General features: G+C 70.8%; 18 protein-coding genes. 8 read left to right on the top strand and 10 right to left on the bottom strand.

What is annotated here, in order from left to right:
• The 4 genes from C4K88_RS07050 to C4K88_RS07065 are packed head-to-tail and all read right to left on the bottom strand — an operon-like array spanning position 1 to position 5,754.
• Entirely contained in the window at positions 1-792 is a 792-nt protein-coding gene (locus tag C4K88_RS07050) for a CoA transferase subunit A (RefSeq protein ID WP_104120938.1), read from the bottom strand.
• 54 nt (positions 793-846) lie between these two features.
• A complete protein-coding gene (locus tag C4K88_RS07055) occupies positions 847-2,019 on the bottom strand; it encodes an acyl-CoA dehydrogenase family protein (protein ID WP_104120939.1) in 1,173 nt (390 codons plus the stop codon).
• Positions 2,016-4,148, bottom strand: coding sequence for an acetyl/propionyl/methylcrotonyl-CoA carboxylase subunit alpha (locus C4K88_RS07060; protein ID WP_104120940.1), 2,133 nt, complete (start codon positions 4,146-4,148; stop codon positions 2,016-2,018). Before C4K88_RS07060 ends, C4K88_RS07055 begins: the two co-directional genes overlap by 4 nt.
• 4 nt (positions 4,149-4,152) lie before the next feature.
• The gene (locus tag C4K88_RS07065; protein ID WP_104120941.1) at positions 4,153-5,754 is read right to left on the bottom strand and encodes a carboxyl transferase domain-containing protein; all 1,602 of its coding nucleotides are present in this window, start codon (positions 5,752-5,754) and stop codon (positions 4,153-4,155) included.
• Positions 5,755-5,888: 134 nt separating this feature from the next.
• Here C4K88_RS07065 and C4K88_RS07070 point away from each other — a divergent pair, with 134 nt between their 5' ends.
• From C4K88_RS07070 to C4K88_RS07080, 3 genes are all read left to right on the top strand, one after another.
• Positions 5,889-6,500 carry a TetR/AcrR family transcriptional regulator gene (locus C4K88_RS07070; RefSeq protein WP_104120942.1) on the top strand — a complete coding sequence of 204 codons (612 nt, stop codon included), beginning with the start codon at positions 5,889-5,891 and terminating at the stop codon, positions 6,498-6,500.
• Positions 6,501-6,585: 85 nt separating this feature from the next.
• Positions 6,586-7,053 (top strand): GNAT family N-acetyltransferase, encoded by a 468-nt coding sequence (locus tag C4K88_RS07075; protein ID WP_104120943.1) that lies wholly within the window; start codon positions 6,586-6,588, stop codon positions 7,051-7,053.
• 48 nt (positions 7,054-7,101) lie between these two features.
• Entirely contained in the window at positions 7,102-7,722 is a 621-nt protein-coding gene (locus C4K88_RS07080; protein ID WP_104120944.1) for an SRPBCC domain-containing protein, read from the top strand.
• On the opposite strand, the gene C4K88_RS07085 is transcribed toward C4K88_RS07080, so the two are convergent.
• The 3 genes from C4K88_RS07085 to pdhA are packed head-to-tail and all read right to left on the bottom strand — an operon-like array spanning position 7,657 to position 11,320.
• The gene (locus C4K88_RS07085) at positions 7,657-9,093 is read right to left on the bottom strand and encodes a dihydrolipoamide acetyltransferase family protein (RefSeq protein WP_241521761.1); all 1,437 of its coding nucleotides are present in this window, start codon (positions 9,091-9,093) and stop codon (positions 7,657-7,659) included. The two genes, C4K88_RS07080 and C4K88_RS07085, sit on opposite strands and share 66 nt — an antisense overlap.
• A gap of 2 nt (positions 9,094-9,095) precedes the next feature.
• A complete protein-coding gene (locus tag C4K88_RS07090) occupies positions 9,096-10,130 on the bottom strand; it encodes an alpha-ketoacid dehydrogenase subunit beta (protein ID WP_104120945.1) in 1,035 nt (344 codons plus the stop codon).
• Positions 10,130-11,320, bottom strand: coding sequence for a pyruvate dehydrogenase (acetyl-transferring) E1 component subunit alpha (gene pdhA / locus C4K88_RS07095; protein ID WP_241521762.1), 1,191 nt, complete (start codon positions 11,318-11,320; stop codon positions 10,130-10,132). The genes C4K88_RS07090 and pdhA overlap by 1 nt, the downstream gene beginning before the upstream one ends.
• A 186-nt stretch (positions 11,321-11,506) precedes the next feature.
• On the opposite strand from pdhA, the gene C4K88_RS07100 reads away from it, so the two are divergent.
• Positions 11,507-11,983 (top strand): Lrp/AsnC family transcriptional regulator, encoded by a 477-nt coding sequence (locus C4K88_RS07100; protein WP_104120946.1) that lies wholly within the window; start codon positions 11,507-11,509, stop codon positions 11,981-11,983.
• A gap of 101 nt (positions 11,984-12,084) precedes the next feature.
• On the opposite strand, the gene C4K88_RS07105 is transcribed toward C4K88_RS07100, so the two are convergent.
• Positions 12,085-13,722, bottom strand: a complete 1,638-nt coding sequence (locus tag C4K88_RS07105; RefSeq protein WP_104120947.1) for a monocarboxylic acid transporter — start codon at positions 13,720-13,722, stop codon at positions 12,085-12,087.
• Complete coding sequence (locus C4K88_RS07110; RefSeq protein WP_104120948.1) at positions 13,719-14,102, bottom strand: DUF485 domain-containing protein; 384 nt, start codon at positions 14,100-14,102, stop codon at positions 13,719-13,721. Before C4K88_RS07110 ends, C4K88_RS07105 begins: the two co-directional genes overlap by 4 nt.
• A 212-nt stretch (positions 14,103-14,314) precedes the next feature.
• Between C4K88_RS07110 and C4K88_RS07115 the strand changes: the two genes are divergently transcribed.
• Genes C4K88_RS07115 through C4K88_RS07130 form a run of 4 tightly spaced genes read left to right on the top strand, consistent with a single transcriptional unit; the run spans position 14,315 to position 18,130 of the window.
• Positions 14,315-15,502, top strand: coding sequence for a sensor histidine kinase (locus C4K88_RS07115; RefSeq protein ID WP_104120949.1), 1,188 nt, complete (start codon positions 14,315-14,317; stop codon positions 15,500-15,502).
• A 19-nt stretch (positions 15,503-15,521) separates the two neighbouring features.
• Positions 15,522-16,241 carry a LytR/AlgR family response regulator transcription factor gene (locus C4K88_RS07120; protein ID WP_104120950.1) on the top strand — a complete coding sequence of 240 codons (720 nt, stop codon included), beginning with the start codon at positions 15,522-15,524 and terminating at the stop codon, positions 16,239-16,241.
• Positions 16,242-16,257: 16 nt separating this feature from the next.
• Positions 16,258-16,644 carry a DUF485 domain-containing protein gene (locus C4K88_RS07125; RefSeq protein ID WP_104120951.1) on the top strand — a complete coding sequence of 129 codons (387 nt, stop codon included), beginning with the start codon at positions 16,258-16,260 and terminating at the stop codon, positions 16,642-16,644.
• On the top strand, positions 16,637-18,130 hold the full coding sequence (locus tag C4K88_RS07130) for a sodium/solute symporter (RefSeq protein WP_104120952.1): 1,494 nt from the start codon (positions 16,637-16,639) through the stop codon (positions 18,128-18,130). The genes C4K88_RS07125 and C4K88_RS07130 overlap by 8 nt, the downstream gene beginning before the upstream one ends.
• A 1-nt stretch (position 18,131) precedes the next feature.
• Here the strand turns inward: C4K88_RS07130 and C4K88_RS07135 are convergent, their stop codons facing one another.
• Positions 18,132-18,710, bottom strand: coding sequence for a DivIVA domain-containing protein (locus C4K88_RS07135; RefSeq protein ID WP_104120953.1), 579 nt, complete (start codon positions 18,708-18,710; stop codon positions 18,132-18,134).
• Between the last annotated feature and the right edge of the window lie 42 nt (positions 18,711-18,752).

The raw sequence follows: 18,752 nt of genomic DNA on the forward strand, positions 1-18,752 counted from the left end.
TCAGGCTCCTTCGGAGGCGGGCGCGGAGGACGAGGAGGGCGCAGCGAGCGAGACGGTCCGCTTCTCGACGCGCTTCTCGGGGTCGGGGGCGACGACGACGCGCTGGACGAAGATGCCGGGCGTGTGGACCTGCGCGGGGTCGAGTTCACCGGGCTCCACGAGTTCCTCCACCTCCGCGATGGTGATGCGGCCCGCCTGGGCGCACAGCGGGTTGAAGTTCATGGCGGTCGCGTGGAAGACGAGGTTGCCGTGGCGGTCGCCCTTCCACGCATGCACGAGCGCGTAGTCCGGCCGCACGGACTCCTCCAGGACGTAGTCGACGCCGTCGAAGGACCGCACCTCCTTGGGCTTGGAGGCTTGCGTGACGTTGCCTGACGCGTCGTAGCGCTGCGGCAGACCGCCCTCGCTGACCTGGGTGCCCACGCCCGCCGTCGTGTAGAACGCCGGGATGCCCGCACCCCCTGCGCGCAGCTTCTCGGCGAGTGTGCCCTGCGGCGTGAGCTCCACCTCGAGTTCGCCGGAGAGGTACTGGCGGGCGAACTCCTTGTTCTCGCCCACGTAGGAGCTGATGGTCCGGCGGATGCGGTGGTCGGACAGCAGGATGCCGAGGCCCCAGTCGTCCACCCCGCAGTTGTTGCTCACCGTCTCGAGCTCCGCCGTCCCCTGGGCGTGCAGGGCCTCGATGAGGGTCGCCGGGATGCCGCAGAGGCCGAACCCGCCGACCGCGAGCGACGCGCCGTCGCGAATGTCCGCCACGGCCTCCGCCGCGCTGCCAACCACCTTGTTGATCACTGCTTCTCCTTCGTGTCGCCGCTGCCTGCTGGATGGACCGACGGCTGGATGGTGCTAGAGGCCGAGCTCCCTCGCGATGAGCATGAGCTGGACCTCCGTGGTCCCCTCGCCGATCTCGAGGATCTTCGAATCACGGTAGTGCCTGGACACCACGAACTCGTTGATGAACCCGTAGCCGCCGAAGATCTGTGTCGCATCGCGGGCGTTGTCCATGGCGGCCTCGCCGGCCACGAGCTTCGCGATGGACGCCTGCGTCTTGAACGGCTTGCCGGCGAGCATGCGGGCGGCGGCGTCGTAGTAGGCGAGGCGCGCGGTGTGGGCGCGGACCTGCATGCGGGCGATCTTGAACTGGATGGACTGGTAGGCGCCGATGGTGTTGCCGAACGCCCTGCGCTCCCCGGCGTACCTGATGGACTGCTCCACGCAGCCCTGGGCCGCGCCGGTGGCGAGCGCTGCGATGGCGATGCGGCCCTCGTCGAGGATCTGCAGGAAGTTGGCGTAGCCGCGGCCGCGCGTACCGAGCAGGTTCGCCTCCGGGACGCGGACGTCCTTCAGGGTGAGCGGGTGCGTGTCGGAGGCGTTCCAGCCCACCTTGTTGTAGGCCTTTTCCGCGGTGAACCCTGGCGTGTCCGAGGGCACGAGGATGGTGGAGATCTCCTTCTTCACCGTGCCGTCGGGCCGCTCGGACGTGCCCGTGACGGCGGTGACGGTCACGAGGGAGGTGATGTCGGTGCCGGAGTTGGTGATGAACTCCTTGGTCCCGTTGATGACCCACTCGGATCCGCCCGCGCCGTCCTCGAGCTTCGCGGTGGTCTTGGTGCCGGAGGCGTCCGACCCTGCCTCCGACTCCGTGAGGCCGAAGCCGCCCAGCGCCGAACCCGAGGCGAGGGACGGCAGCCACTGCTGCTTCTGCTCCTCGGTGCCGAACCGGTAGACCGGCATGGCGCCGAGGGAGACACCGGCCTCGAGCGTGATGGCGACCGACTGGTCCACGCGGGCCAGCTGTTCGAGCGCCAGGCACAGCGCGAAGTAGTCGCCGCCCATGCCGCCGTACTCCTCGGGGAACGGGAGCCCGAACAGGCCCATGTCGCCCATCTGCTTGACGACCTCGTACGGGAAGCTGTGTTCGGCGTCGTGCTTGGCGGAGACCGGGGCCACCACCTCGTCGGCGAATTCGCGGACGGTGTCCACGAGGCTCTGGTATTCCTCGCTCAGTTCGAAGTTCATGCTGCGTTCCCTTCGGTGGTGCTGGAGGTGGTATCGGGATTGGATGTAGTGGCGGCCTCGATGGTCGCGACGATCTGCTGGGCCTTGACGAGGTCCCCGGGCTTGAGGGATAGGCGGACGACGCCGGACAGTCCGGCGGTGAGCTGGTGTTCCATCTTCATGGCCTCGACAGCGACGAGGACGTCGCCGGCCTCGACCGTGGCGCCGTCCACGACGGCGACGGACACGACCGTCCCCGGCATGGGGCTGCGGACCAGGGGGTCCGCGGCGCCCTCCTCCCGCAGGATGCGCGAGCGGGCGGCGTCGACGAGTTCACGGCGGCCGGGCCGGCGGATGCGCGTGGACCAGCCGGCGTCGCCGAGCCAGACGGTGTCCCCGTCGACCGCATACGGGGCCTGCGACCGGAGGCCGTCGAGGGTCGCGCCGGGCACGCCGGGCACGCCGGGCTCGACCGTGCCGGAGAGCGTGACGGCGATCGTGGTGTCGTCGACCGTCGCCGTCCATCCCGCGCCGTCGCGCAGCAGCGACACGGTCGCCGTGCCGCCGTCGTACTCGAGCGGGACGGTGCGCGGGCGCGCCGGGCCGAGGCGGAAACCGTCACCGCGGCTCCACGCGGACCCGCTCCGGGTCCCGGGACCGGCCGGTCCTGCCGTCGACGCCTCGACGAGGAGGACGGCGGCGAGCGCAAGATCCTGCGCCGTGACGTGCCGGAAGGCGAGCGCGGGGAGTTTCCGCTCGATCAGGGTGGTGTCGAGCCGCCCGGCCCGCACGTCGTCGTCGCCGATCAGGAGGCGCAGGTACTCGAGGTTGGTGTCCACGCCGAGCACCACGGTGCCGGCGAGCGCCGCATCGAGCCGGTCGAGCGCCTGGGCACGGTCCGTCCCCCAGGCGATCACCTTCGCGAGCATCGGATCGTACGACGACGAGACGGTCCCGCCGGGCAGCAGCGAGCTGTCCACGCGGATCCCGTCCCCCGCCGGTTCCGCGAGCGCGAGGATGGTACCGGTGGACGGCAGGAAGCCCGCCTCCGGATTCTCGGCGTACACGCGGGCCTCGACCGCATGACCGGTGAGGACGACGTCGTCCTGGGTGAGCGGCAGCCGCTCCCCCGCGGCGACGCGGATCTGCCATTGAACGAGATCCACCCCGGTGACGAGCTCCGTGACCGGGTGCTCCACCTGCAGGCGCGTATTCATCTCCATGAAGAAGAACTCGTCCGGGGCGGCATCGGAGACGAGGAACTCGACCGTCCCGGCGCCCGTGTAGTCGACACTGCGCGCCGCGTTGCAGGCGGCCTCACCGATCCGCCGGCGCGTGGCCGGATCGAGCAGGGGCGACGGCGCCTCCTCGATGACCTTCTGGTGGCGGCGCTGCAGCGAGCACTCGCGCTCGCCGAGGTGGATCACCGTGCCGTGGGCATCGGCGAGGACCTGCACCTCGATGTGCCGGGGCCGTGTAATGAGCCGTTCCAGGAACAGGGTGTCGTCACCGAAGGCGCGGGCGGCCACGCGGCGGGCCGTGGTGAGCACCCCGCGGAGGTCCTCGGCGCGGTCGACGACGTGCATGCCCTTGCCGCCACCGCCGGCCGAGGGCTTGATGAGCAGCGGGAAGCCGACGCCGGAGGCCGCGCGCACGAGGTCCTCGTCGGTCAGGCCCGGCTCGGCGATGCCCGGGACCACGGGCACGCCGGAGCGGGCCACGTGGTTCTTGGACCGGATCTTGTCGCCCATGACGTCGAGGGAGTGGACGCTCGGTCCGATGAAGACGATCCCGGCCTCCTGCAGTGCGTCGGCGAAGGCCGCGTTCTCGCTGAGGAACCCGTACCCGGGGTGCACGGCTCCGGCTCCGGTGCGGCGGCAGGCGTCCACGACGGCGGGGATGGAGAGGTAGCTCTCCGACGGCGCGGCGGCACCGATCCGGACGGCGACGTCCGCTTCGAGGACGTGCCGGGCGCCGGCGTCGGCGTCGCTGTACACGGCGACGGACCGCAGGCCCAGTGCACGGATGGACCGGATCACGCGGCAGGCGATCTCCCCGCGGTTGGCCACCAGGACGGTGTCGAAGGGCCAGTCGGCCGTGCCGGCCGGGTCGGGGCTGGAGGTGGGGCTCGGGATCGGGCTGGGAGTCATCTGGTCACATCCGGAAGAGGCCGAAGGAGGTCTCGGGCAGGGGCGCATTGGCGCAGACGTCGAGGGCGAGACCGAGGACGGTCCGGGTGTCGGCGGGGTCGATCACGCCGTCGTCCCAGAGCCGTGCCGTGGAGTAGTAGGGGTTGCCCTGCGCCTCGTACTGGTCGCGGATGGGCGCGCGGAACGCCTCCTCGTCCTCGAGCGGCCACTGCTCGCCGCGGGCCTCGAGCTGGTCGCGGCGTACCGTGGCGAGGACGGACGACGCCTGGTTGCCGCCCATGACGGAGATCCGGCTGGCAGGCCACATCCAGAGGAACCGTGGCGAGAACGCCCTGCCGCACATGGAGTAGTTCCCGGCGCCGAAGGAGCCGCCGACGACGACGGTCAGCTTCGGCACCCGAGCGGTGGCGACGGCGGTGACCATCTTGGCGCCGTTCTTCGCGATGCCGCCGGCCTCGTAGTCCTTGCCGACCATGAAGCCCGAGAGGTTCTGCAGGAAGACCAGGGGGACCCCGCGCTGGTCGCAGAGCTCGATGAAGTGGGCGCCCTTGAGCGCGGACTCGCTGAAGAGGACGCCGTTGTTGGCAACGATGCCCACCCGGTGGCCGTGGATCGTCGCGAAGCCCGTGACGAGCGTGGTCCCGTACTCACGCTTGAACTCGTGGAAGAGCGAGCCGTCGACGATGCGCGCGATGATCTCGCGGGCGTCGTACGAGGCGTTGACGTCCGTCGGCACCGCCCCGTAGAGCTCGTCCTCCGCGACGGCCGGCTCGAGGACCTGCGCGTCCGGTGCGGGCGTCGCGGGCGGCAGGGTGGCGATGATGTCGCGGACGATCTCGAGGGCGTGCTGGTCGTTGTCCGCCAGGTGGTCCGTGACGCCGGAGATCCGGGAGTGCACCTCGCCGCCGCCGAGCTCCTCCGCGGTCACCACCTCGCCGATCGCAGCCTTCACCAGGGGCGGGCCGCCCAGGAAGATGGTGCCCTGGTTGCGGACGATCACGGTCTCGTCGCTCATCGCGGGCACGTACGCACCGCCGGCGGTGCAGCTCCCCAGGACCGCGGCGATCTGCGGGATCTTGCGCGCCGACATGGTGGCCTGGTTGAAGAAGATGCGGCCGAAGTGGTTGCGGTCGGGGAAGACGTCGTCCTGACGGGGAAGGAACGCTCCGCCGGAGTCCACGAGGTAGACGCACGGCAGGTTGTTCTCGAGGGCGATCTCCTGCGCGCGGAGGTGCTTCTTCACCGTCAGCGGGTAGTAGGTGCCGCCCTTGACGGTCGCGTCGTTCGAGATCACGAGGACGTGGCGCCCGTGCACCATGCCGATGCCGGCGATCACGCCGGCGCCGGGGCACTCGTCGTCGTACATGCCGTTCGCCGCCAGCGGGGCGATCTCGAGGAAGGGGCTGCCGTCGTCGAGGAGCTGGTCGATGCGGTCCCGCGGCAGGAGCTTGCCGCGTGCCACGTGCCGTTCCCGGGAACGTTCGGGCCCGCCGAGGGCGGCGGTGGCCAGGCGTGCGCGGAGGTCCTCGACCAGCGTGGCCTGGGCGGCATGGTTCGCGGTGAACGCCGGTGAGAGCGGATCCACCTTCGACGTCAGAGTCTCCATCGACAACTTCCTCGAGCACGGCTCAGTTAGCACGCGCTAACTCGTTTCAGGTTAGTGGTCATTAACCCGGAAGTCCATCAGAATGAGGGAACCGTTCCCCCTGGACGGCCCGGACCCATCAGACGAGGACCCGCATGGAGGCATCGCCCATCGAAGAGCGTGTGACCGGCCGGAGCATCGCCAAGGCCACCCGGCGCGCCGCGCTGCTGACGGCCGCCGCCCGGCTTTTCGCGGAGCGGGGCTACAACGGGGTGTCCATCGAGGACCTCGGAGCGGCGGCCGGCGTGAGCGGACCCGCCGTCTACCGGCACTTCGCGGGCAAGCCCTCCGTGCTCTCCGCGCTGCTCACCGGGGTCAGCGAGGACCTGCTCGACGGCGGACGGGAGGTCGCCGCAGCGGCCGGGTCCCCGGAGGCGGCCCTGAAGGGCCTCATCGCGTTCCAGGTGGAGTTCGCCGTGAGCCACGCCGACGTCATCCGCGTCCAGGACCGCGACCTCGGCGCGCTGGCGGCCGACGATCAGCGCACCGTGCGGTCCCTGCAGCGCAACTACGTGCAGGTGTGGGTGGACGAGCTGGCCGCGTACCGGCCGGACACCGAGACCTCGCTGCTGCGGCGGAAGGTCCATGCGGTGTTCGGGCTGATCAACTCCACCCCGCACACCACGCACCGCCCCAGCTCCGCCCGGGAACTGGCCGTCTTCAGGGACCTCCTGGAGCAGATGGCGTGGGCGGCGCTGACAGTGTGAGCGGCCGCGCCCCCTAGTACGCTGAAGCACGAGAAGTCCCTGCCGCGCCGACCGCCCGGCCACTCCACCGACTGAAGGTACCGCCGTGATCACGCTACGTCCCGTTGAAGCCACCGACCTCGACGAGTTCTTCTCGCACCAGCTGGACCCGAGCGCCAACCACATGGCCGCCTTCGGGGCCAAGAACCCGTCCGACCGCGGGGTGTTCGACAACCACTGGCAGGACATCCTCAACGACCGCCGGATCACCGTACGGACCATCCTGTCCGACGGCGACGTCGTGGGCAGCATCCTCGCCTATCACGACGGCGAGACGCCGGAGATCAGCTACTGGATCGACCGGTCGCGCTGGGGGCAGGGCATCACCACCGCCGCCGTCGGCCAGTTCCTGGACGAGGTGACGCAGCGGCCCCTCCGCGCCCGCGCGGTCGCCGACAACGTGAGCTCCATCCGCATCCTCGAGCGCTGGGGCTTCCGGCAGGTCGGCGAGACGCAGGGCTTCGCCCCGGCCCGCGGCGCCGTGGTCCGGGAACTCATCCTCGAACTGCCCTAGTACTGCCCTAGTACTGCCCTAGTACTGCCGACCGCCAGGAGACACTGCATGGGTACCGCCCCGCTCGGCCGTCGCGAGACTCGCGATGACACGGAACAGCTCGTCTTCACCCGCTCGTTCGCCGCCACGATCGCCGACGTCTGGACCGCCTGCACCGACCCGGGGCGGATGCAGGGCTGGATCGGCACCTGGACCGGGGCCCCGGCCTCGGGCGAGATCGTCCTCCGGATGACCGCCGAGGGCGACGACGTCCCCGAGGAGGTCTACCTCGTGGAGGTGTGCGAGCCGCCGCGCCGCCTCCGCGTGCGCAGCCGCGACAGTGCCCCCTTCTCGGCCGACGGGTCCGGCCCGCGCGTCGCCTGGCAGCACACCCTGGAGCTCAGCGAGGCGGACGGAGCAACGCTCCTGCAGTTCACCCAGGCGGTGCCCGACGGACCGGTCGGTGCGGCCATGGCCGCGAGCGTCGGCCCGGGCTGGGACTACTACCTCGATCGCCTCGATGCGGTGATCGGCGGCACCGACACCGACCTGATCCTGTGGGAGCCCTACCTCGGGCGCTCCGAGGGCTACCGCGCCCTCTTCTCCAAGGATCCCGCCCCGACCTCAGACCATCGTCAGGACCATCGCCGGGTTCCGGAGGATGGTGCCGACGTCGGCCAGGAAGCGTGAGCCCTGCTCGCCGTCCACGAGCCGATGGTCGAAGGACAGGCTGAGGGTCATCACGGACCGCAGGGCGATCTCCCCCCGGTACTCCCACGGCATGCTGCGGACGGCGCCCATCGCGAGGATCGCCGCCTCCCCGGGATTCAGGATCGGCGTGCCGGCGTCGATGCCGAAGACCCCGATGTTCGTGATCGAGACCGTGCCGCCCGCGAGATCGGCCGGGGCCGTCCTGCCCGCCCGGGCGGTCTCGGTCAGCGACCCCAGCGCCTGCGCGAGGCCCTTGAGGGTCAGTGCCTGCGCGGCCTTGATGTTCGGCACGAGGAGCCCGCGCGGCGTGGCCGCGGCGATCCCGAGGTTCACGTCCGCGTACTGCACGATCTCCTGCGCCGGCTCGTCCCAGGACGAGTTGAGGCTCGGGTTGCGGGCGATCGCGATGCAGACGGCCTTCGCCACGACCGTCAGCGGCGTGATCCGGGTGCCCTCGAAGGCGCGGCTCGCCTTGAGTTCGGCGAGCAGCTCCATGGTCGGCGTGACGTCGATGGTCAGGAACTCGGTGGCATGCGGCGCGGTGAACGCACTGGCCACCATGGCGGCGGCCGTGTGCTTTCGCACGCCGCGGATCGGGGTGCGCGTCTCCCGGGCGCCTGGCTGGGTCGGCGGGGTCGGCGAGGGCAGGGCCTCCGGCCGGTCCTGCACGACGGTCGGCGCCACGGACGACGGCGCTCCCGCGAGCGCGGCCAGGACGTCGGCCCGCGTGATGAGGGCCCCCGGACCAGTGCCCGTCAGGGAATCGAGGGGAATTCCGAGGTCGCGTGCCAGCTTGCGGACCGGCGGCGTCGATCGGGGTCGCTCGCGGTGCTGCGCAGTCCCGGCAGCTACGGAAGGAGCAGCTGCGGCGGGAGACGCCGCGGGCAGCGCCGCCGCTGCGGGCTGCGGGGTGCCGGCTGCGGAGAGGCCGCGGCTGCGCCGCTGGGGGCGGCCTCCCTTCTCCACCGCGGCGCCGTACCCCACGAGGTTCGGCTCGCGCTTGGCGGGCGCCGGCTCGTCGCGCGCCGCCTCCTCCTCGGACACCGCCTGATCAGGAGCCGACGGCGCGGTGGGCAGGTCGGGCCCTGCCTCGACGTCGAACGAGACGATCGGCGCCCCGACGTCGACGACGGTCCCCGCGGCCTCGTGGAGGCGGACGACGACGCCCGCGTAGGGCGACGGCAGCTCCACGACGGCCTTCGCGGTCTCGACGTCGGCGATGATCTGGTTGAGCTCCACGGTGTCGCCCTCGGCGACGTGCCACTGGACGATCTCCGACTCCGTCAGCCCCTCCCCGAGGTCCGGCAGGCGGAATTCACGGATCCTGGTGTTGGTCCTGGACGTCGTCACGGTCACTGTCCTGCTCCCTGGCTGCTGTCCGGGCGGTCGAGCCCGCTGAGGGAGTTCGGCCGACGCAGGGCGCGGTCCACTCCGTCGAGGATCCTGTCGAGGTCCGGCAGGTGGTGGAATTCGAGCTTCGAGTACGGGTACGGGATGTCGAAGCCCGTGACGCGCACCGGCGCGTGCTCCAGGTAGTCGAAGCACCGCTCCGTGATGCTCGCGGCGATCTCCGCCCCGAGGCCGCCGGACTGCGCGGCCTCGTGCGTGACGACGAGGCGGCCCGTCTTCCGTACCGACGCTTCCACGGTTGCGAAGTCGATCGGCGCGAGGGAGCGCAGGTCTATCACCTCGATGGAGATGCCGTCGTCGGACGCCGCGACAGCAGCGTCGCGGGCGGTGGGGACCAGCGGGCCGTAGGTCACGAGGGTGACATCGGTGCCCTCGGCCACCACGCGGGCGGCCCCCATGTCCGACGCCGCCGGGTCCACGCCCTCGTCCACCTCGCCCTTGACGTGGTAGCGGCGCTTGGGCTCGAAGTAGAGGACGGGGTCGTCGCACGCGATGGCCTGCTGGATCATCGTGTAGGCGTCCTGCGGGTTGGAGACGCTGACCACGCGCAGGCCGGAGGTGTGCGTGAAGTAGGCCTCGGGCGACTCGGAGTGGTGCTCCGGGGACCCGATGCCGCCGCCGAAGGGCACGCGGACGGTGATCGGCATCTTCACGGCGCCCTGCGTGCGGTAGTGCAGCTTGGCCACCTGGCACACGATCTGGTCGAACGCCGGGTAGATGAAGCCGTCGAACTGGATCTCGACGACGGGCCGGTAGCCGCGGTACGCCATGCCGACGGCGGTGCCCATGATGCCGGCCTCGGCGAGCGGGCTGTCCATGACGCGGTGCGGTCCGAAGTCCTTCTGCAGGCCGTCGGTGATGCGGAAGACTCCCCCGAGCTTGCCGATGTCCTCACCCATGAGGATCACCTTGGGGTCCTCGTCCATGGCGCGGCGGAGACCGGCGGTGATCGCGCGGCCGAAGGTCATGGTGGACATCAGCGGGGTCCTTCCTGGGGTGCCTGCGCGAAGGAGGCGAGGTAGCGCTCGTAGTGGTCCTGCTGGCGGTCCAGCCAGGAGTTCGGCGTGCTGTACACGTGCTTGAACACGTCCGACGGCGCGGGTTCCGGCATCGACAGGCAGCCCTGCCGCAGTTCGGCGGCCACGGCGTCGGCCGTGGCCTTCACGGAATCCGTGTACTCGGCCTCGAGCAGGCCGAGGGAGTCGAGCAGGGCGGCGAGGCGGGCCAGCGGGTCACGCGCCGCCCAGTCCTCGAGCTCGTTGGCGTCCCGGTACCGGGTGGGGTCGTCCGCCGTCGTGTGCGGGCCCATCCGGTAGGTGACGGCCTCGATGAAGGTGGGGCCGCCGCCGGAGCGGGCCCGGGCGAGGGCCTCCCGGGTGACGGCGAGGCACGCGAGGACGTCGTTGCCGTCCACGCGCACCGACGGGATGCCGAAGCCGGGCGCCCGCCGGGCGATGGGAACGTGCGCCTGCAGTCCCACGGGCTCGGAGATGGCCCAGTGGTTGTTCTGGCAGAAGAAGATCACCGGCGCCTGGTAGCTGGCGGCGAAGACCATGGACTCGTTGACGTCGCCCTGGCTCGTGGCGCCGTCGCCGAAGTAGGCGACCGCCACGGCATCGTCGCCGTCGTTGATGATGCCCATCGCGTACCCGGTGGCGTGAAGGGTCTGCGCCCCGATGATCACCTGTGGGGTGGCCATGTTGATCGTGTAGGGGTCCCAGCCCGAGGACGCGTTGCCCCGCCAGACCCGCAGGATGTCCGAGAGGTCCACGCCGCGGCAGTAGGCGACGGCGTTCTCCCGGTAGCTGGAGAACACGAAGTCGTCGGAGCGCAGGGCACGGCCGGAACCGATCTGCGCCGCCTCCTGCCCCAGCAGCGGCGGCCAGAGGGCCAGCTCGCCCTGGCGCTGGAGCGCGGTGGCCTCGGCGTCGATGCGCCGCACCACCACCATGTCCTCGTAGAGCTTCTGCAGCGCGGGGCCGTCGATGTCGGCCACGAGAGCGTCGTAGTGCGCGTGGGGGTGGCGGACGCCGTGGGAGTCGATGAGCTGGACGAGGTCGTCCGCGCCGGGTCGGGCGGGGCCCGGGAGCACCGTCCCGGTCGCCGGTCCGGCGTCGTCGATCCCACCGGTGGATCCCGGTCCTGGCCGGGTGCCGTCCTGAGCCATTGCACGCAACCTTCGCAGTTCGCAGAGGCCCTCCGCCGGCGGTCCGCACGGCTGGAAGGGCTCCGGGCACCATTGCCCGGAGTGATTGTGACCCTACTCACACCGTACAGGCGGCACAACCATGGCGTCCCGAACTGAGCAGAGTGCCCTGTCCGGGCCTCGACGGCCGTGTTAGCGTTGCGCACTATGCATCCCCTCGACCTCACCGACATACGCCTGCTGCAGGCCCTGTCGAAGGACCCCCGGCGCACCGTCGTCGCCCTCGCCCAGAAGCTCGGCCTCTCCCGCAACACGGTCCAGGCGAGGATGGCGCAGCTGGAGAAGAAGGGGGTCTTCCTCTCCTTCGAACGGCGCATCAACACCGCGGCGCTGGGCTACCCCCTGACCGCGTTCATCCACGTCCATGTGCAGCAGCAGAAGCTCGCGGCCATCACCCGGAGCATCGCCGCGGTCCCCGAGGTCATCGAGGCGTTCGGCCTGACCGGGCAGGCCGACATCCTGGTGCGCGTGGTCGCCGTCGACGCCGAGGACCTCTTCCGGATCAACGGCAAGATCCTCGGCTGCGACGGCGTGGAGCGCTGCGACACCTCCCTGGCCATGGGCGAGCTCATCCCGTTCCGCGTCGAGCCGCTGCTGGCCCGCGCGTCGCTCCCGGCGCCCTGACCGTCGGGGACGCCGGTGGTCCCTGCCGTCGTCGGTCCCTGAACGGGCGAGGCCGCCCCACCGGACGGTGGGACGGCCTCGTTGCTCTACCGGTCAGCGGGTCAGTGGTCGGTGGCCTTCTCGGCTCCGACGCCGGTCAGCGAGCGCACCTCCATCTCGGCCTGCTTCATGGGGTCCTCCGCGGTCTTGGAGAGCGTGGTGCCCAGCCAGCCGAGGAAGAACGCGAGCGGGATCGAGACGATGCCCGGGTTGCTGAGCGGGAACACCGAGAAGTCGGCGCCCTGGATCATCGACTTCTCGCCGCCGGAGACCACGGGCGAGAGCGCGATCAGGAGGATCGCCGAACCGAGGCCGCCGTACATGCTCCACACCGCGCCCTGGGTGTTGAACTTCCGCCAGAACAGCGAGTAGAGGATGGTCGGCAGGTTGGCACTGGCGGCCACGGCGAAGGCGAGCGCCACGAGGAACGCCACGTTCTGCCCCTGCGCACCGATGCCGCCCAGGATGGACAGCAGGCCGATCACGACGACGGTGCGGCGGGCCACCTTGACCTCGCCGTCAGGGTTGACCTTGCCCTTGCGGATGACGCTCGCGTAGATGTCATGGGCGAAGGACGCCGCGGCCGTGATGGTGAGGCCCGCGACGACCGCGAGGATCGTGGCGAACGCGACGGCGGAGATCAGCCCGAGGAGGATGGACCCGCCGAGCTCGTAGGCGAGCAGCGGGGCCGCGGAGTTCACGCCGCCCGGGGCGGCCAGGATGCGGTCCGACCCGATCAGCGCGCTGGCGCCGTAGCCGAGCACGAGCGTGAACAGGTAGAAGGCGCCGATGAGCCAGATGGCCCAGACCACGGACCGTCGGGCCTCCTTGGCCGTCGGGACGGTGTAGAAGCGCATGAGCACGTGCGGCAGGGCCGCGGTGCCGAGCACCAGCGCGAGGGCCAGCGAGAGGAAGTCGAGCCGCGTGGTGGCGCTGATGCCGTACTGCAGGCCGGGGCTCGTGATCGCCGCGTTGCCGGAGGTCTCGATCGCGGCTCCCAGCAGCGTGGAGAGGTTGAAGTCGTGCAGGACCAGGACCCAGACGGTCATGATGAACGCGCCGGCGATCAGCAGGCACGCCTTGATGATCTGCACCCAGGTGGTGCCCTTCATGCCGCCGATCAGCACGTACATGATCATCAGCACACCGACGACGGTGATGACCAGGGACTGCCCGAGGCGGTCGTCGATGCCGAGGAGCAGCGAGACGAGCCCGCCGGCGCCGGCCATCTGCGCGAGGAGGTAGAAGAAGCAGACGGCCAGCGTGGTGATCGCCGCGGCGATGCGGACGGGTCGCTGCTTCAGGCGGAAGGACAGCACGTCCGCCATGGTGAACTTGCCGGTGTTGCGGAGGAGTTCGGCGACCAGGAGCAGTGCGACGAGCCACGCGACGAGGAACCCGATGGAGTACAGGAACCCGTCGTAGCCGTTGATGGCGATCGCGCCGACGATGCCGAGGAAGGAGGCCGCCGAGAGGTAGTCCCCCGCGATGGCGGTGCCGTTCTGCCCGCCGGTGAAGGAGCGGCCGGCGGCGTAGTAGTCGGCCGCGGTCTTGTTGTTGCGGCTCGCCCGGAGCACGATCACCAGGGTGATCGCGACGAAGAGCCCGAAGATGGTGATGTTGAGCAGCGGTGAGCCGACCGTCGTCGTCTCGGCCGTCTGCAGCGGGACGCGCACACCCGCACTCACGAGAGGGATCATTTCTTTCCGCCTGACGGGTCGATGAACGCTTCGGGGGCCGCTTCCTCGAGCTCGTGCCGAAGGTTCGCGGCGATCGGGTCGAGGCGCCGGTTGGCATAGCTGACGTACCACATGGTGATGGCGAAGGTGCTGACGAACTGCAGCAGCCCCAGGACGATGCCGATGTTGATGTTCCCGACCACCGGGGTGGCCATGAACTCGTGCGCGTAGTCGGCCAGCAGCACGTAGGCGAAGTACCAGAGCAGGAAGAACACTGCCATGGGGAAGACGAAACTGCGGTGGCGCTTGCGCAGTTCCCTGAACTGCTCGGTCTGCTGGACTTCGGTGAAGTCGACGGCAGGACCGGAGCCGGCGGCCGGCTCTCCTGGGTGCGAGCCCATGGTTCCTCCTTCATTCTCGGGAGTCACTCCAGCCGCGAGGGCGGCACCGTCGCAGCACAGGAAGGCACGTCGGTGTGACTCCCATCACTGTGCGGGACCGTCGCGGAGCACACCAGCCGGACACGGGCGTCCGTCGCCGAGCGCGCCGGTGGATGCGGTGAACGGTCACCGGACGCGCGGGACGGGTGTCCGGTGACGGCTACTGTGGAGCAATGTTCAGCGCCGCCGTCGACACCGCGCTGGTGTGCGCCGTCGTCGTCGTCACCCTCGCCGTCGTCGCCTCGCTCGGGTTCCGGCTGTCGCGTTCGTCCCGCGACCTCGGGTCCGACGCCGACCGCGCCACCTACGCCACGCTCCACACGGCAGCGCTCGCCTCCGAACACCTGCGCGAGGGCCTGACACCGGCCGGCGCCCCGAAGGCGAGCCGCCACCTGCACGGACTCCTACGGTGCGACGTCCTGATGATCAGCGACGACGCCGCGGTGCTGGCCTGGGACGGCGGGCGCGGGACGCCGGCGGAGGTGATGCCCCTGGTCCGGCAGGTGCTCGAGAGCGGCCGCACCCAGATCTTCCGCCGCCAGCGCCTGGAGGCGGCGGGACTCGCGGAGCCCGGCGATCTGGTGCTCTCCCCCGTCCGCGTGGACGGCCGCGTGGTCGGCACCGTCGGCGCCCTGGCCGAGGACGTCGGCGCCGGCCTCGTCCGGGCCACGAACGAGCTCGCCGGGTGGGTGTCCACCCAGGTGGAGCTCGCCGAGCTGGACTCGTCGCGCCGGCTCCTCGCGGAGGCCGAGGTGCGTGCCCTCCGTGCACAGATCAGCCCGCACTTCATCTACAACTCCCTCAACGCCATCGCGTCCTTCATCAACACCGACCCGCAGCGCGCCCGCGAGCTCGTGGTCGAGTTCGCGGACTTCACGCGCTACTCGTTCCGCCGCCACGGCGACTTCACGACGGTGGCGGAGGAACTGCGCAGCATCGACCGCTACCTCCTGCTGGAACGCGCCCGGTTCGGTGACCGGCTGAGGGTCAGCCTCGAGATCGGCCCCGAGGTCCTCAGCACCGTCATCCCGTTCCTCAGCCTCCAGCCGCTCGTCGAGAACGCGGTGCGCCACGGCCTCGATTCGAAGGACGGCATCGGGAACATCACCATCACCGCGCACGACGTCGGCTCCTTCGCGGAGGTGACCATCGAGGACGACGGCGTGGGGATCGAACCGGAGCACCTGCGCTCGGTCCTGGCCGGTCACACGGAGGGCGTGCACGTGGGTCTGCGCAACGTCGATTCCCGCCTCCGGCAGGTGTATGGCGACGACCACGGGCTGATCATCGACACCGCGCCCGGCGCCGGTACGCTCATCACGATGCGCGTGCCCAAGTCCCAGCCCGACCACCGGGCGTGAGGCGCGTACCCTAGGACGCATGCTCACTGTGGTCGTCGTCGACGATGAACTCCCCGCTGTCGAGGAACTGGCCTTCCTGCTCGGCAGGGACGCACGGGTGGGAACCATCCACCGCGCCTCGAGCGGCGCGGAGGCGCTCAGGGTCCTCGAGCAGCACAGCGTCGACGCCCTGTTCCTCGACATCCACATGCCGTCCCTCTCGGGGCTGGACATCGCCCGGGTCATCTCCCGCGTCGCCCGGCCGCCCGCCGTCGTGTTCGTCACCGCGGACGAGGACCGCGCCCTGGAAGCCTTCGACCTGCGCGCCGTCGACTACCTCCTGAAGCCCGTGCGCACCGAGCGCCTCGCGGAGTCCGTCCGCCGGGTGTGCGAACTGATGGAGGGCTCGACGCCGGCGCCGGAGGTCATCACCGTGGACCAGGGCGGCGTCAGCCGCATGATCCGCCGCGACGACGTGCGCTACGTCCAGGCGCAGGGCGACTATGCGCGCCTGCACACGTCCGAGGCCAGCTACCTCATCCGGATCCCCCTCAACGACCTCGAACGCCAGTGGGCCGAGGCGGGGTTCCTGCGCACGCACCGCTCCTACCTCGTGGCGATGGACCAGGTCCGGAAGGTCCGGATCGGTGCCGGCCGGGCGAGCCTGTTCGTCGGCGACGCCGAGCTGCCGGTCAGCCGGCGGCACCTGCCCGACGTCCGCGAGAAGCTCGAGGCCACCCGCCTCCGGCCGGGCCAGTGAGCCCCGACGATCCCCGATGACGCAGGAACAGCCCGGGCCGCCCCGCCGCGTCCGGGTGACCGCCCCGCGGACCGCCGCCCGCGCCACGGGGGCGTCCTTCCCGGTGGCCCGCGAGATGGCCGAACAGTCCGAGCTGGGCCAGCTGTTCGTCACCTCCCTGATCCGGTCGCAGCTGCGCCTCGCGCTCGTGGTGGCGGGCGGGTTCCTGGTCATCCTGATGGGCATCCCGGTGCTGCTCGCGGTGTTCCCGGACATCGAGGCGATGACCGTCCTGACGGTCCCCCTCCCCTGGCTGATCCTCGGCCTCGGGGTCTACCCGCTCGTCATCGGCTGCGCGATCCTCTACGTGCACAGCGCCTCCCGCAACGAGCGCCGCTTCCAGGACCTCGTCGACGATGACTGACGCCCTCGACGCCGGCGGCCTGCACCTCAGCCCCGCCGTCGGCTACACCGCGCTGCTCCTCGTGGCCCTCAGCACCGTGCTCATCGGCATCTACGGGCTGAGGATCTCCCGCACCACCGGGGACTTCTACGTCGCCTCCCGGACGGTGCGCCCGTGGTGGAACGCCTCGGCGATCGGCGGCGAGTACCTGTCCGCGGCGAGCTTCCTCGGCGTCGCCGGGCTCATCCTCATCTCCGGGGTGGACGCCCTCTGGTTCCCGATCGGGTACACCGCCGGCTACCTGATGCTCCTGCTGTTCGTCGCCGCTCCGCTGCGCCGCTCCGGCGCCTACACCATCCCCGACTTCGCGCAGGCCCGGCTGGACTCGCTGCTGGTGCGCCGCGTGACCAGCATGCTCGTCGTCGTCGTCGGCTGGCTGTACATCGTACCGCAGCTCCACGGCGCCGCCCTGACGGTGCAGATCACCACGGGCCTGCCGTCGTGGGTGGGGCCGCTCGCCGTCGTCGTCGTGGTGTGCCTGAGCGTGGTCACGGGCGGCATGCGCTCCATCACGTTCGTCCAGGCGTTCCAGTACTGGCTGAAGCTGACGGCCCTCGCCGTCCCGGCGGCGTTCATCCTGTTCCGTCTGGGCGCCGACGGTGCCTCGATCACGGCGGGCGGCAGCGCGTTCACCACCGACCTGAACACGACGGCGCACGCCTCCCTCTACGGGACGATCTCGCTGGTCATCGCGCTCCTGTTCGGCACGCTCGGGCTCCCCCACGTGCTGGTGCGCTTCTACACGAACCCGGACGGGGCATCGGCACGGCGGACCACGGTCCTCGTGCTCGGCCTGCTCTCGGTCTTCTACCTGTTCCCCACCGTGTACGGGATCCTCGGGCGCATCCATACACCGGAGCTCGCCGCGGGGGGCGCCGCGGACGCGACGGTCCTCCTGCTCCCCGGGCGCATCTTCGACGGCGCGACCGGGGACCTGCTCTCCGCCCTCGTGACTGCGGGCGCCTTCGCCGCGTTCCTGTCGACGACGAGCGGCCTCGTGGTCTCCCTCGCCGGCGTGATCAGCCAGGAGTTCTTCCAGGGAAGCGTGACGGGGTTCCGGCGGGCGGCGCTGCTGTCGACGATCGTCCCCCTGGTGATCGCCCTCCTCACCGACACGCTTGCGCTGGCCGGCAGCGTGGGGTCCGTCTTCGCGTTCACCGCGTCCACCATCTGCCCGCTGCTGCTGCTCGGGATCTGGTGGCGGGGCCTCACCGACGCCGGCGCGATCGCGGGCATGCTCGTCGGTGCGATCCTGTGCGGCGGGGCGATCGCGGTCACCGCCGCGCTCGGGCCGGACGGGGGCTGGGTGTGGCTCGGCCAGCCGGCCCTGTGGACGGTGCCGGCCGCGTTCCTCACCATGGTGCTCGTGTCACGCGCGACGGCGGGCCGGCGGCCGGCAACGGCGTCGCGCGTCCTCGCCCGCCTCCACACGCCCGAGCCGCGCTAGGTCAGTCGATCCCGGCCATCAGTTCGACGACGCGGTCCAGGAAGGAGTCCACCTGGTTCTCCTCGTAGCCCTCCGATCCCCGTGCCTCGCGGAACACGGCACGGCGGACGACGTCGACGCTCATGGGGACGTGGTTCTCGAGGTACTGCAGGAGCTCGTCGCACAGGCGGTCGACGTCCTCGAGGTTGTAGCTGGGCGTGCTGTGCCTCGAGGGCCGGCGGAAGCGCTCGCCGGCCGGGCGGTGCAGCCTGCTGCGCAGCACGGCGGCGGTCCGGCCGATCTGCCGCAGCCACGCGTCCTCGCCCTCGGTCCTGATCAGGTGATCGCGTTCCCGCTGCGCGAAGACGTCCTCGAGGCGGTCCAGTTCGGCGTCGACGGCCTGCGGCTCGTACCCCCCGCGGGCCGGGTCGAAGGCCGTGGACCGGACATCCCTGCTCGTGATGGCCTCCTTGGCCCGGTCCGCGGCCTCGTAGCAGCCGCGCGCCCGGGCGAGGAACCGGTCCACCTGGCGGGTGTTGTAGCCGAACTCCCGCCGTCCGACACGTGCGAACGGGGGGCTGTCAGGGCGAGCAAGGTCCATGAGCGCTGCTCCTTCCACCTGGAACCATCGAGGGACGGGTCC

It is taken from the genome of Arthrobacter pityocampae, from assembly GCF_002927275.1.
GTDB classification, from domain to species: domain Bacteria; phylum Actinomycetota; class Actinomycetes; order Actinomycetales; family Micrococcaceae; genus Arthrobacter_D; species Arthrobacter_D pityocampae.